At 53.9% G+C, this 12,667-nt stretch carries 16 protein-coding genes and 1 pseudogene; 15 read left to right on the top strand and 2 right to left on the bottom strand.

What is annotated here, in order from left to right; all coding sequences use genetic code 11:
* Window positions 1-164 precede the first annotated feature (164 nt).
* The 7 genes from JCM12296_RS50065 (at window position 165) to JCM12296_RS03130 (ending at window position 4,264) form a co-directional block, all read left to right on the top strand.
* Window positions 165-341: a 4Fe-4S binding protein gene (locus JCM12296_RS50065; RefSeq protein WP_083455770.1), complete on the top strand. Its 177-nt coding sequence runs from the start codon at window positions 165-167 to the stop codon at window positions 339-341.
* 322 nt (window positions 342-663) lie between these two features.
* The gene (locus tag JCM12296_RS41275) at window positions 664-1,017 is read left to right on the top strand and encodes an ABC transporter permease (RefSeq protein WP_218187946.1); all 354 of its coding nucleotides are present in this window, start codon (window positions 664-666) and stop codon (window positions 1,015-1,017) included.
* Window positions 1,014-1,388: an ABC transporter permease gene (locus JCM12296_RS41270; RefSeq protein ID WP_213183927.1), complete on the top strand. Its 375-nt coding sequence runs from the start codon at window positions 1,014-1,016 to the stop codon at window positions 1,386-1,388. The genes JCM12296_RS41275 and JCM12296_RS41270 overlap by 4 nt, the downstream gene beginning before the upstream one ends.
* Window positions 1,389-1,443: 55 nt before the next feature.
* Window positions 1,444-2,205, top strand: a complete 762-nt coding sequence (locus tag JCM12296_RS03145; RefSeq protein ID WP_054689727.1) for an ABC transporter ATP-binding protein — start codon at window positions 1,444-1,446, stop codon at window positions 2,203-2,205.
* Window positions 2,206-2,240: 35 nt separating this feature from the next.
* Entirely contained in the window at window positions 2,241-2,930 is a 690-nt protein-coding gene (locus JCM12296_RS03140; protein WP_172683745.1) for an ABC transporter substrate-binding protein, read from the top strand.
* A gap of 12 nt (window positions 2,931-2,942) precedes the next feature.
* Window positions 2,943-3,212, top strand: coding sequence for a hypothetical protein (locus JCM12296_RS03135; protein WP_157067334.1), 270 nt, complete (start codon window positions 2,943-2,945; stop codon window positions 3,210-3,212).
* The gene (locus JCM12296_RS03130) at window positions 3,209-4,264 is read left to right on the top strand and encodes a uroporphyrinogen decarboxylase family protein (protein WP_054689718.1); all 1,056 of its coding nucleotides are present in this window, start codon (window positions 3,209-3,211) and stop codon (window positions 4,262-4,264) included. Before JCM12296_RS03135 ends, JCM12296_RS03130 begins: the two co-directional genes overlap by 4 nt.
* Before the next feature lie 170 nt (window positions 4,265-4,434).
* On the opposite strand, the gene JCM12296_RS03125 is transcribed toward JCM12296_RS03130, so the two are convergent.
* Window positions 4,435-4,722 (bottom strand): molybdopterin dinucleotide binding domain-containing protein, encoded by a 288-nt coding sequence (locus JCM12296_RS03125; RefSeq protein ID WP_083455767.1) that lies wholly within the window; start codon window positions 4,720-4,722, stop codon window positions 4,435-4,437.
* 500 nt (window positions 4,723-5,222) lie between these two features.
* Between JCM12296_RS03125 and JCM12296_RS03120 the strand changes: the two genes are divergently transcribed.
* Complete coding sequence (locus JCM12296_RS03120) at window positions 5,223-5,492, top strand: hypothetical protein (protein ID WP_054689712.1); 270 nt, start codon at window positions 5,223-5,225, stop codon at window positions 5,490-5,492.
* Window positions 5,493-5,823: 331 nt separating this feature from the next.
* On the opposite strand, the pseudogene JCM12296_RS03115 reads toward JCM12296_RS03120, so the two are convergent.
* Window positions 5,824-6,911 (bottom strand): annotated as a pseudogene (locus tag JCM12296_RS03115) (IS110 family RNA-guided transposase).
* A 149-nt stretch (window positions 6,912-7,060) separates the two neighbouring features.
* On the opposite strand from JCM12296_RS03115, the gene JCM12296_RS03110 reads away from it, so the two are divergent.
* The 7 genes from JCM12296_RS03110 to JCM12296_RS35795 all read left to right on the top strand — a co-directional run bounded on the left by JCM12296_RS03110 (window position 7,061) and on the right by JCM12296_RS35795 (window position 12,627).
* Window positions 7,061-8,089: an IS1595 family transposase gene (locus JCM12296_RS03110; protein ID WP_054689708.1), complete on the top strand. Its 1,029-nt coding sequence runs from the start codon at window positions 7,061-7,063 to the stop codon at window positions 8,087-8,089.
* A 288-nt stretch (window positions 8,090-8,377) separates the two neighbouring features.
* The gene (locus tag JCM12296_RS03105) at window positions 8,378-8,761 is read left to right on the top strand and encodes a hypothetical protein (RefSeq protein ID WP_054689705.1); all 384 of its coding nucleotides are present in this window, start codon (window positions 8,378-8,380) and stop codon (window positions 8,759-8,761) included.
* 40 nt (window positions 8,762-8,801) lie between these two features.
* On the top strand, window positions 8,802-9,428 hold the full coding sequence (locus JCM12296_RS37805) for a helix-turn-helix domain-containing protein (RefSeq protein ID WP_054689703.1): 627 nt from the start codon (window positions 8,802-8,804) through the stop codon (window positions 9,426-9,428).
* The gene (locus JCM12296_RS03095; RefSeq protein WP_054689700.1) at window positions 9,410-9,679 is read left to right on the top strand and encodes a hypothetical protein; all 270 of its coding nucleotides are present in this window, start codon (window positions 9,410-9,412) and stop codon (window positions 9,677-9,679) included. Before JCM12296_RS37805 ends, JCM12296_RS03095 begins: the two co-directional genes overlap by 19 nt.
* 69 nt (window positions 9,680-9,748) lie before the next feature.
* On the top strand, window positions 9,749-10,666 hold the full coding sequence (locus JCM12296_RS03090) for a site-specific integrase (protein ID WP_054689695.1): 918 nt from the start codon (window positions 9,749-9,751) through the stop codon (window positions 10,664-10,666).
* Entirely contained in the window at window positions 10,666-11,616 is a 951-nt protein-coding gene (locus JCM12296_RS03085; RefSeq protein WP_054689691.1) for a tyrosine-type recombinase/integrase, read from the top strand. Before JCM12296_RS03090 ends, JCM12296_RS03085 begins: the two co-directional genes overlap by 1 nt.
* A 3-nt stretch (window positions 11,617-11,619) precedes the next feature.
* Complete coding sequence (locus tag JCM12296_RS35795) at window positions 11,620-12,627, top strand: tyrosine-type recombinase/integrase (RefSeq protein WP_083455765.1); 1,008 nt, start codon at window positions 11,620-11,622, stop codon at window positions 12,625-12,627.
* The last annotated feature ends 40 nt before the right edge of the window (window positions 12,628-12,667 follow it).

The raw sequence follows: 12,667 nt of genomic DNA, 5'->3' as shown, positions 1-12,667 counted from the left end.
GGAATATTATAGTAACTATAGCATGTACCGGAAATCATGATATTACTTATAGCGCTTAAAGTTCTCGCGGATCACAGTATATAGTAGTTTTGGCAGGTATGTAGCTTCTCATTTTAGCATCAAGTATTACGGAACACGCTATAATATTTATTAGGAGACATACAGTGCTTTACGAGATAACGGATGACTGTAGCCTTTGCGGTAGATGTGCCGATGAGTGTCAAATCACGGCAATAAAAGAAGAAGGACAAAAATATGAAATTGACCAAGGAATTTGCGTCGCATGTGGTGCCTGTGTATTCATCTGCGATGAAGGGGCAATCGTAAAGGTTGCTAATTAGGCAACATGGGGGGGGACTATCCCTCGCACCCATTGCACCCATGAACCTCACGTAGCATCCTTGATCGCCGTATTACAACCTCTTTTTCCCGTAAGTCGGTGCCAGCCCCCGTGAAAGCCAGGCTGACATGGAAAAGAGGCGCGTGTATATAGGGCATCAAGCATCGTCATGCGATACAAACAGAAATGGAGTGTGCCCCTATGCTGCCATCCAATTGTACTGCGTGATAACAATGGATCGCTTCTTCCGTCCATGGCGACAACTCATTCTTGGGGTGTCTCCGATCCTTTTGATTCTATCCGTCTGGCAGGCCGTTGCCCTAGTGGCTACCCATGTCCGCGGCGTTCCCTTTCCGACCCCATTGTCAACTGCCATACGATTGGGGAGCCTTCTGGCTGGCGCGACGATATTGGACCACTCCCTTTTCCGTCACACCTTTGGCAGCCTGCTCAGATGGAGCTCCGGCTTCGTGGTGGCCACGTTGACCGGCATCGCCTTCGGAATAGCCATGGGCCGGAACCGTATCTTGTCCCGGATCACCCGCCCGGGAGTCTATGTGCTTCAGCTGGTTCCCGGCCTGGCATGGATACCCGTGGCCTTACTGCTGTTCGGTGTCGGAGAGCGAACCACGGCGTTCATGATCTGTGGGTCACCGCCTTCGCGCCCATCGTCATGAACGTCAACGACGGGGTTCAGCGGGTGGATTTCAACACTATCCGCGCAGCGCGCATGTTGGGATCAAAACGGATCCATTTTCTTTGGCGCTTGCTTTTACCGGCATCCCTGCCGCAAATTATCACAGGCCTGCGCGTCGGGCTGGGGAACAGCTGGCGGGTGGTCGTAGCGGCGGAAATGGTCGTAGGCACCGGAACCGGCCTGGGCTACACCATCATCCAGTCCCGTTGGAGCATGGATTACGCAGCCGCATTTGTCTGCATCATGATCATCTGTTTCTTCGGACTGGCCTTCGAACATCTGCTACTCGGCACATTGGAACGGCGAGCATTGGCCAGGCGAGGGCTCTCCTTCAAGGATATGACACCATGATCCGTCTGGAAAATATCCGCAAGGCATATCACGATCCGGAAACCGGCCGAACACGGTGGCGCTTTCCGATGTCAGCCTGGCGGTAAAGACCGGCGAGTTCGCCTGTTTGCTGGGACCTAGCGGTTGCGGTAAAAGCACCACGATCAATCTCCTCGCCGGGTTTACCCGTCCGACCCGCGGCCGCGTATGGTTCGACGGTAATCCGATATCCGATCCCGGACTGGACCGTGGCGTTGTGTTTCAGGAACCGGTCCTGTTTTCCTGGCTGACTGTCAGACAGAATGTGGAATTCGGTCTGACCAGTATGGGACTAAGCCGCGGAGAGCGTCATCGCCTGGCCATGACGGCCCTTTCCATGGTGGGGCTGGCGGATCAGGAAGCAGCGCTGCCGCATACGCTATCGGGCGGCATGAAGCAACGAGTGGCTTTGGCACGGGTACTGGTGGTGAACCCGAAGGTCATGTTGATGGATGAACCGTTCAGTGCATTGGACCCTCCCACCCGAGAGCGGCTGCAGGACGAACTGCTCAAGGTCCGGGGCAACTGTCCGGTGCTTTTCGTAACCCACAACCCTCTGGAGGCAGCTTACCTGGCCGACACGATCTACATCATGGCCCATGCCCCATTGGGAATTACGGCACGCATCATCGTAAACCTGGAACGCCCCAGGGACCGTGAGGGGGCGGACCTTCAACGGCTCGTGCATGAACTGCGCGGCCATCTGGATCAGCTGCCCTCAGCGGCCTCGTCCCCGATACCGATATGTATTTCAAAGGAACATCCATACCCATACAAAACAAGGCAGGAAGCATGTTAAGCACCCAATTCAGGCGTATCATCCGGGGAGTTTGCTTGGTCGCACCGCTAAGCCTGCTTATGCTCCATCAGCCGGTAATGGCCGTGGATACCGAACCCGTAAGGCTGGCCTATGGCCGCAAAATTCACTACGCGCCCCAGATATTGGCGGTCGAACTTGGATATTTCAAAAATGCCGGCGTTAAGATCGATTTCAAGATTTTGCTGGCCGGCAGTCAGAATGCAGAAGCCTTGATCACCGGAGCGGTCGATGTGGCTGTCATGGGGGATGTTCCGGCATTGATGGCCGTCACTTCTGGTAGCCCGGTATATATCGTCGCCTCATACGGTGGCGGGGAAAATATGCATAGTATCGTGGTCAGATCCGGTATTACGCTAACGTCTGCTATCGATTGGGTCGGAAAGCGGATTGCGGTTCAACATGGCAGCAGCACGCATGGTGCATTGCTGCTTTATCTTCACAAATACGGTGTGGATCCGGACCGTGTCCGAATTATTCCCCTACGGCCCGTGGACATGCCCGATGCCATGTCCACGGGCCAGATTGACGCCGCCGCCGGTAGCAAACCCTGGCCAGGAAATATCCTGCGAAGGGTTCCCGGCGCTTATACGTTGGCCACCCTTTCCGGTTTAGGCAACAATTATCCGTTAATGATGTTGGTGAACCGAAAAATGGTCGAATCCCGACCCGATGTCGTGATTGCCATGTTGCGGGCCACTGACTAGGCGATCCGGTTCATGCGCGATCGGCCAGAAAAGGCTGCCGAAACTATTGGACGGGTTACCGGCGTTGCCTCAGAAAGAGAGTTTGAGGTGTTGAAGCGACTCTCCTGGCAGGTGGTGTTGGATAGCAAGGTCGAAACCAGTTTGGCTCAAACGGCCGCCTTCCTGACCCAAAGCGGCAAGCTCCGGGAATCGCCGAAATTGAGCAAAATACTGGACGCCTTCTTCATCGACGCTGCCGATCTGAGCCACGGGCGGGCAGCGATCGCGGGTTTTGCGCCATGAACGGTCGGCAACGTATCCTGGCGGCTCTGGCGCGCCAACCAGTGGACCGTCCGCCCGTGTTTCCGCGAGATCTGACCTTGGGAATGGACATGCTCGACGCCGATACACGGGAAGTATGCGCCGGGGGGCCGGGAGGAACTTACAATGGTCCGCTTTCGGCCGAATGTGTGCTTTCCCTGTGGCGTTACCTGGGGCAGGACGCGCTGGTCGGCAGTATTCACGACCTGGGGCTCGACACGGAAGCCCTGGGCGGCGTGGTCGATTTTCCGGCCAAAGGCGTACCCTTCGTGCGAAAACCGGCTTTTGCCGATCGCTCCTGTCTGAGATCCGCCGAAATCCCGCGTATGGACCGGGATGGGCGCCTGCCCGGATATCTCGAGGCATTCAAAAGGGTGCGGGAAACGGTCGGTGAAAATGCGGCCCTGGCCGCCAACGTCGAAGGCCCCCTCACCAAAGCGGCTATCTTGCGAGGCACTCAGGCGCTGATGACCGACCTTATAAGCGATCCGGAATATGCCTACCAGCTGCTCGATTTCGCCACCGGGGTTTCGATCCTTCATATGGAGCATCTGGCACGCGCCGGCGCCGATTTCGTGTTCTTGGCCTCGGCGGCCGACAATCCAGGGATTGTCGGGCCGAAACTGTTTCAATCCTTTACATTGCCATATCTGGCGCGCCTGGTCGACACTGCCCATGCACTCGATTTGCCGGTCGTTTTTCATCCCCATGGAGATTTTACCAGCGAGCGATTCGCTCCTTTGGTAGACGAATGCATCGCCGCCAGCATCGAGGGCTTACAGTTCTCGGAGGAGTGTGATCTCTATACGGCCAAGCAGCGATGGGGCGATCAGTTGACCATCCTTGGCAACGTCGATATTCTCACAATCCTGAAGCCCGGTCCTCCCCAACGGGTTCGAAGCGCAGCAAAGGCTTGTATTCAGGCAGCGGGTCCGGACGGTTTCGTTCTCATGGCGAGCTGCTCCCTGCATCGCGGGGAAAATCCGCGTCACGTCAAGGCAATGATCAATGCCGCTTCAGAGTCTCTGGTCTGAACGAAACGGCTTTACAGTTAGCGTTTTTAGGAAGGCTTACTATAACCCACGCTTTCAAGTTTGGCAGGCCATTCTATTTCCGGTGTGTCCGGCCACCGTTCAACTCGATTGTCTATCACAGCAGTTGACAACTTTCGCCAGGGAAAGGTAAATTTTGAGGTCTCGCGGATTTATTTGTAAACCTTGCAGAGGGAACTGCGCAGACATTCGGACCCGGTTTCAGGATCAACCCAGGCCCGGTCACCCAGAAGAAGATTGACATTCGATCGTTTCCATCCATATTCCGGGGGACCTTCTTCGGGAAACCACCAGGCATGCTGGGCGCTGACCACATCGGGAGCGATCCCGTCGAACAGTTTGGCCCGCATCCGGATCCGATTCTCGGATGTCTCGATCCAGACCCAGTCCCCTTCCCGGATGCCCAAAGATCGGGCGGTCTCGGGATGGATTTCCACCAGGGGTCCGGGTTTATTTTACGCAGGGATTTGATTTGTCGGCCTTCGCTGACAAAATAGGCCTTGCTGCGGACCCCGGTCGTCAATATCAGGGGATACGCCTTGAATGTGTCCGGTGAGGAGACGGGGGAAAGGGCCGGCTCACGGTATTCCGGAAGGGGTGACAATCCTAACTCTTTGGATATGCCGCTGTAGATCTCGAATTTGCCGGACGGGGTATCAAAGCCGTTCTCTTTATATTTGTAGTAACGCATGTTTCCTTGAAGCATGCCCTTTTGGCAGAATGCTACCTCTCAGAATATCTGATCCTGGGAGTCCCAAAATGATATACCCAGCAACCCCGCCCGACAGCTATCCCGCAAGGTCTTGATACCCCGCCAGTTCAGTTCGGTTTTTTGAATTCGGACGATAGTCCAGGCTACCCCGCCAATTGAAATGGGGTATCCCCTTTGGTAAATGGGAAGGTCACCACAACCCCCAAACACCAAAAAAGGATACCCCATATGCCGCCAACAGCGACACGTGAGGACATTACAGCATATCTGGAGCTCATCGAAAAGGACCAAATCAAACCCCATCGCTTACCCGACTGCACCCAATGCGGTCTTGCCGCCTGCTACTTTAAGATCCACGCCTATCGGGAACGCCGTTTCCTGATCATCGTCGATATGACGGTACAATCCGAATATGCACCGTTGGTGCGTTTTCGCTGCCCGGCCTGCGGGAAAACGGTATCCTTTTATCCAGATTTTGCCCTCCCGCATAAACACTGATATGGTTGACAGTTGTCAAGAGGAAAAAGAACTCCCTGCCAACTGTTTTTCAGTGGTCCTTGCCTGGGTTTATTCCAAGGCACCCAAAGAGGCGGAACCGGTGTTACGACGGTTGATCATTCTGATATTCGCGGGTTGGGTACCGCATGACATAGCTTCGTCGTGGAGCTGCCTCGGTCTATTTGCGGGAATTCGGCTATACGGCTTATCCAGTAGTGTTTTCGAGGGTTCTCCTGGCCGTGGTTGCGCCCCTGTGGCTGCCTTGGAATCGTTGTTCGATTGGTTCGATAGATCTTCCTTGTTACCCGTTGCTCTTTGATATTTGTTGGGCTCAGGCGTTTGCCGGCACTTCAACCTCATTTGCGATGGCCCAGATGAACCCACATAGTTCCCGGGCGATGGCCGTTACAACAACCTGCTTGGTTTTCCCTTTGTTCCATAGGCGCCGGTAACGGGAACAGAGCCTGAGTTGGGCCTTCCATGCAATTTCGCAGATGGATTCCGGCAGATCCTCTTGACGTTTGAGCAAGGCCCGGCTGACCCGGGCAGGCAGTCGGTAGGCCCAGGCCGCCTCGGTCAGAACACGACGTACATGTCCATTCCCAGCCTTGGTGATCGAACCACGTTTGGTCTTTTGGCCGCTGGAATGCTCGGACGGAACCAGGCCCAGGTAGCTCATTAGCTCTGCCGGTGTATGGAACCGTTTCAGATCGCCAACCTCGGCAACGGTTGTGACCGCTACAATCGTCGAGACGCCACGCATGCTCTGAAGTGCTTGAACGATGCGAAACAGCTGCCATTCGGGCAGCAACTGGTGAATTTGTTCGGTTAGGCGTTGCACGCGTCTACCGCACTGATTAACAGTATCAATATACTCTTGCAGGACTACCTGCTGGGAACGATGAGGCATCTTTATATCAGACAGCCAGCGCATATGGGCAATACTCCACGGTGAGCCGCCCGTGTAGCGGTTACCGCTACGCAAAAGAAAAGACAGCAGGCGTTGTTTGCTTCTCTTTTCGTCGTTTTTGGCATCTTCCCTGCACGGGTCAGATCTCTCATCGCCTCATCTTCGGCACGGGGAATGTAAACTGCAGTTAGTTCCCCGGCACGATGCAAGCGAGCAAGCATCAGGGCATCTCGGCGGTCATTTTTGATTTGACGGCCGACCGGCTTGGGAATCATAGATGGAGCCACAACCGCGCAATCCAATCCTTGAGCGGTAAGATGGCGATGGATTTCATAGCCACAGGGACCGGCTTCATAGACAAAGTGCAGTTGTTGGTCAGTGCTGATCAGCTTTCGAACAATTTTATCCAGGGCATCGAGGGTGCCGTTGATTTTACCATAGTGTCGTACCTGACCATCGCGACCTTGCTCAGCGATGGCGATATCAATGGAATTTTTATGGACGTCCATACCGATAAATATGCTATGATTCTTCCATGCCTATCCGGATGTTGCACACAACCCGGTTTCTGGGGTAATATCCACGTAGGCGGCGGCAGAAAGCCACACAGAATATCAAACACCGGTGTCGTCGTTGAACCCGAAGACACGGAGATAATTTGACCACACCGAAGTCTCTACCGGAATTTCAGCAGATATTTCCCAACGAGGATACTTGCTCAGACTACCTATACTCAGCACGCTTTCCTGATAGTTTTTTATGTCCCTACTGCGGCTGGACAGGGGAAGCATTCCGTTTCGAAGGACGGCCAGATATGCTCCGATGCCGGAGCTGTAGACGAGACACGCGGCTGACTGCTGGTACAATTATGCAGAATAGTAAGGTGTCTCTTTGCACTTGGTTTTGGGGCGCTTTCCTTGTTACATCCCTGACGCCCGGAATGTCTGCGCTCCAATTTCAAAAGATGCTTGGGATCAAACGTTATGAGACTGCGTTCAGCATGCTGCACAAATTGCGTGCCGCAATGGTTCGGCCAGGACGTGATTCAATTGGCGGTGAGTGGCCAGTTGAAGTGGATGAGACATTCGTCGGTGGTGCCACGCAAGGTGAAGGTCGCGGGCGGCACCACAAAACACTGGTGGCCGGTATAGTCGAAATCCGTCCGCGAAAGAAGGCTCCCGGTCCCGATCCAAACTTGCCGTCCGGCCAGCGCCCTCAACATCGTGGTGGGCATGGGCGTAACGTCATCGCAGGCCGATTGCGACTCCATATCATTCCAAACCGAACGCAAGAAGTAATGGAGTCTTTTGTTTTAGAAAACATACAACCGGGAACAGAGGTGCGAACGGATGGATGGACAGGTTATGAGAATTTAGAAAAATTAGGCTACAAACACAAACCAGTAGCCGTCCAAGGTGATCATGCTAAGATGGACCAGCATCTCCCAATGATACACATAGTCTTCGGGAATTTGGATGCATGGCTTCTGGGAACGCATCATGGAGTCAGTCATAAACACTTGCAAGGGTACCTCAACGAATTCGTGTTCCGATTCAACCGACGTTTTTGGCCATTGGTAGCTTTCGATAGTGTGTTAAAAATTGCAGCGAGAGTGGATTCACCGACCTACACCTACGCTGAGCTCTACAAGGGTGCGTGGAAACATTCTGGAGATAGACGCAGTTGAATAAGCGTGTGTGCAACATCCGGATAGGCATGGATTCTTCATAACCTGCCTCCTTGGTTTTGGCTCTGTGTTGGTGTGTGTAGAGCGCCTAACATAATCCACGTTTGCAAGGATGGCAGGTTTTTTTATCCAGGCTCGTCGCGGAAGCCAGCGAAATTCATCATGGCCGAGAATGGGCCCACAAATGCTCGTCGGAGGCATGATGAATTTTCGCGGGTAGCTCGTATCAACGTCCCGGATTGCTCGGGCTTAACTGTCAACCATTATGTCTATACCCGTCAATCGATCATGGGATTTACCGAAAACTATTTCGCATCCGATACCATCACCTATCAACAGGCGGTCATGGACATGGAGCAGTTCAGTGTCGCGGGATATCCTGGTGGAGAAAAAAGCCTTGCACCATCAACGGTGCACCGGTGGGTGAGGACGCTGTCGGGGTTGCTCCACACCACGCAAACGGCATTGAACCTGATCGGCCAGGAAGACCCGGCCACACGGGCATACCGCGATTTGGCCCAATTGAAGATTGCGACCGGCAAATTCAAACGTCCGTCCCGCAAAAAGCAACTGCTCGGTTGCTTGCGGTTGATCGCTGTCGAGGCTTTTTTCAAGGCCACCTTCACCCTGTCGGTTTTCACCAACCTGGCAATACGCTGCGCGTTCACCTGAGGTAGAGTCACCTCCGAGAACCATCAAAGGAGGTGATGCAATGGACAAAGAACAAGAAAAATGGGCCATCTTCTGGTGCGATCTCTTAAATCCGGTAATTTTCGGAGAGATCGACGAGAATGCGACGAACCGGTTTCTCAAAGCGCTGGCCCAAGAGCCGCTTCGTTTCCCTGACGGAGAAATCAAAACACCCTCGCTATCCACGCTGCGGCGCAAGCTGAACCGGTATCGGCAAGAAGGATTCGACGGCCTTGAGCGACAAACGCGCAGCGATCGGGGAAAGCCCCGCGGTGTCGGTCCCGAGATCATCGCAAAGGCCATCGATCTAAAAAAAGAGCAGCCCTACCGCAGCCACGGAGCCATCAACCGCTTTCTACAAACCACGTATGCGACCACCGTTCCCCGCTCCACGCTTTACCGTCACCTGAAAGCCGCCGGCGCGACACGCATCAAGCTGGGCATTACTAAATTGAAGGTCCGCAAACGCTGGACCCGGCAGCACACCCATGATCTATGGGTCGGTGACTTCGAGGAAGGGCCCTACGTCACCGAAAAAACGACGTCGTGCCCACCTGCCTGTCCGCCTTCATCGACTGCCACAGCCGCTTTGTGGTCGAGGCCCGCTATTACTTCAGGCAGAACCTGGATGTGCTCATCGATTCACTGATCCGGGCATGGTCCAATCACGGCGCATCGCTGGAACTGTATCTGGACAATGCCAAGGTGTACCACGCCAACGGGCTCAAGGCGGCCTGTTATCGCTTGAACACCCGACTGCTTCACCGGCCTCCTCGGGACCCGGCGCCCGGCGGCCTGATCGAACGATTTAATGCTGACTTCACGATTATGCGGAGTTGTTGGGAACAGAATCGCAAATCCCGTTGCAGGAGTGAGCGTTATGTGATCAGGGATGCGTAGATAACTCCACATAATATATGCTCCTCTTTTACGCAAATCCTACGCCGATGTCGGCAGAAGGGAGGAACGATGAGAGAGGAGCGCGGATTCACCATTAGCAAATTAATTGACGAATTTGGCGGGTATTTATGTGACTGCTGCGGAGCATCTGAAGGAACACAACTGCGCTATAAAAGCCACGCCAGGACGTTTCTTCAAGAACGGTTTGGCAGATCGAACCCAGACCTGGGCATGTTGGTAGTCACAGATGTCATTGCGTTTGTAACCGAACGAGCCACTCGTTACAAACCCAAGACCACCCAGCTTGCGGCAACTGCGATCAGAAGCTTCTTGCGGTTTTTGTGTGTCACAGGGCGTTGCAATGAACTGCTCGTTAGCGCCGTTCCTACCATCCCTTCCTACCGGCTGTCCGCGATACCTGCCAGTTTGTCCGATAAGCAACTCGCATATCTGCTTTGCTGCATTGACCGCTCAAGACCTGTGGGATGTCGCGACTATGCGATGATCAAATGTATGGTGGATCTTGGGCTCCGAGCCGGGGAGGTTGCTCGGCTTTCCCTCGACGATATCGATTGGCGTTCGGCCATCCTACGAATACCGACGAACAAGGCGCGTCGTTTCGATGAGTTGCCAATAGTAGAGGACGTTGGCAAGGCCATAGCGGATTATTTGTGCAATGGGCGGCCGCAAACCGACGTGCGCCGAGTTTTTGTTAAGCACGCGTCTTCAATCGGATCCAGTCTGAACAGCAGCGCCGTATCTGCCGCCGTACGCAGGGCATTTAAGCGCACTGACCTTGATCTCTCTGCCAAAGGAGCACACGTGTTGCGCCATACCCTTGGTGCGCGCATGGTCCGCAAAGGTGTCAACATCAAAGCAATCGCTGATGTACTCAGACACCGCCACATTGATACCAGCATGACCTACATAAAAGTGGACCTGCCACGCCTGCGCGAGGTCGCACTACCTTGGCCGGAGGCATACTGATGAAATCGAAAACACCCATCACTGAAATCGTCCAGCAATATTTGGACTATCGACGCCAGCTCGGCTATCAGCTCAAAATTGAGGGAGAAGAGCTGCGCCGATTTGGACAATTTGCAGATAAAATCGGACATCATGGCCCTATCACAACCGATCTTGCAGTAAAGTGGGCCACGCTTCCCACCAAGGGAAGCAGAGTCTATCATGCAAGGAGATTGGACATGGTTCGGCGTCTGGCCAACCATCGGGCTCTGTTTGATCCACAAACCGAAATCCCTGTAAAGGGACTGCTGGGACCTTCTTATCATCCACGGCCAACGCCACATATCTATACAGACGACGAAATAGCGGCGCTGCTTAAAGCAGCATCGGAACTTGGTCCTCAGAACGGCTTGCGACCCCATACTTTCGTCACGCTCTTCGGCCTCTTGGCCAGCACGGGTCTACGCATTTCCGAAGCTTTGGGATTGAATCTGCAGGATGTGGATCTCGAAGACGACCTTCTGACGGTACGTGCCGGCAAGTTCAAAAAGTCCCGGCTCGTTCCTCTTCATCCTTCTTCAACGGCGGCATTACGGAGCTATATTCAACACCGGGGCAACCGGCACCCTCATTGTGCCCTGACTTCATTCTTCCTCACAGAACATGCGACGCCGCAGAAGTATCACTCAACGTTTATGACTTTCAAAGCGTTGCGCGAGAAGCTCGGTTGGCACGGTAGCGATTTAAAGGGCCCACCTCGGATCCATGATTTACGCCACACATTTGCCGTCCGCAGGCTTCTCTGCTGGTACCAGCAAAATGCAGATGTGCACGCAAAAATCGTGGCTTTGGCAACCTATTTGGGTCACGTGAAAGTCAGCGATACCTACTGGTACCTGACAGCCGTACCTGAACTGTTGGCTATCGTAGCTGAACGTTTTGAAAACGCTTCAAGATTAAAAGGATTGTGACAGATGAAAACGACTCGAATACAACCAGACTTCCCTGGTTTACTGCAGGACTTCTTCTGCCAACATATGATGGCCGAGCGCGGTCTCAGTGCACAGACAGTCGCCAGTTACCGCGATACGTTTCGCCTTTTGCTTCGGTTTGCACAAGCGCGTCTGGGGATACAGCCCAGCAACCTGAAGCTTGCCGACCTTGATGCAGAACTGGTCCTGGCCTTCCTTGACCACTTGGAAAAGGTTCGCGGAGCCGGCATTCGTACCCGCAACACTCGGCTGGCTGCTGTACGGTCCTTTATGCGTTATGCAGCAGGACGAGTGCCCACCTGTCTTGGTGTTGTCCAATCCGTGTTGGCTGTTCCCACCAAGCGCTTCGATCGTTCTGCTGTGGAGTTCCTTTCCCGGAAAGAGGTCGAAGCGATTATCAATGTGCCCGACCCGCAACGATGGAGCGGTCGGCGAGACCATTGCTTGTTTGCCACACTGTACAATACGGGAGCACGCGTATCCGAAATCACCAACCTGAAAGTTGGGGATGTGCGCTTGGAGCAGAGTCCTTCCGTCCATCTTCAAGGCAAGGGCCGCAAACACCGCACCATGCCGCTTTGGAAACGTACCGCACGGGTGATCAAACGATGGCTCAAGGAGGTTGATTCCGCCCAAACAGCTCCTCTTTTCCCTAATCGGTTCGGCCAAATCATGTCCCGTTCCGGGGTGGAAAAACGGCTGAAACTTGCTGTGCGACAAGCCTCGAAAGAGCAACCGTCACTTTACAATCGGCGTATATCACCGCATACCTTCCGACATACCACGGCGATGCATTTGCTACAGGCCAGTGTAGATATCACAGTCGTTGCCCTTTGGCTCGGTCATGAAAGCCCGGCTACCGCACATCACTATGTTGAAGCAGATCTGACAATGAAACAACGAGCGCTCGATAAACTCAATACACCATTCACAAAACCTGGGAAATACCGCCCCTCTGATCGCTTGCTTTCATTCTTGGAGGGCCTTTGATTATGCGGAGTTCCGTGCTGCATTGTAGTACATCCCACCA

Source organism: Desulfosarcina cetonica JCM 12296, assembly GCF_001311845.1.
Lineage (GTDB): Bacteria > Desulfobacterota > Desulfobacteria > Desulfobacterales > Desulfosarcinaceae > Desulfosarcina > Desulfosarcina cetonica.
This window is presented reverse-complemented; position numbering and strand designations above follow the sequence as displayed.

Coding starts and splice junctions, on each gene's coding strand:
- JCM12296_RS03130 (WP_054689718.1), top strand. CDS start 3,209: ATGAACGGTCGGCAACGTATCCTGGCGGCTCTGGCGCGCCAACCAGTG.
- JCM12296_RS37805 (WP_054689703.1), top strand. CDS start 8,802: ATGGACAAAGAACAAGAAAAATGGGCCATCTTCTGGTGCGATCTCTTA.
- JCM12296_RS03120 (WP_054689712.1), top strand. CDS start 5,223: ATGCCGCCAACAGCGACACGTGAGGACATTACAGCATATCTGGAGCTC.
- JCM12296_RS03085 (WP_054689691.1), top strand. CDS start 10,666: ATGAAATCGAAAACACCCATCACTGAAATCGTCCAGCAATATTTGGAC.
- JCM12296_RS41270 (WP_213183927.1), top strand. CDS start 1,014: ATGAACGTCAACGACGGGGTTCAGCGGGTGGATTTCAACACTATCCGC.
- JCM12296_RS35795 (WP_083455765.1), top strand. CDS start 11,620: ATGAAAACGACTCGAATACAACCAGACTTCCCTGGTTTACTGCAGGAC.
- JCM12296_RS03105 (WP_054689705.1), top strand. CDS start 8,378: ATGGGATTTACCGAAAACTATTTCGCATCCGATACCATCACCTATCAA.
- JCM12296_RS03135 (WP_157067334.1), top strand. CDS start 2,943: ATGCGCGATCGGCCAGAAAAGGCTGCCGAAACTATTGGACGGGTTACC.
- JCM12296_RS03090 (WP_054689695.1), top strand. CDS start 9,749: ATGAGAGAGGAGCGCGGATTCACCATTAGCAAATTAATTGACGAATTT.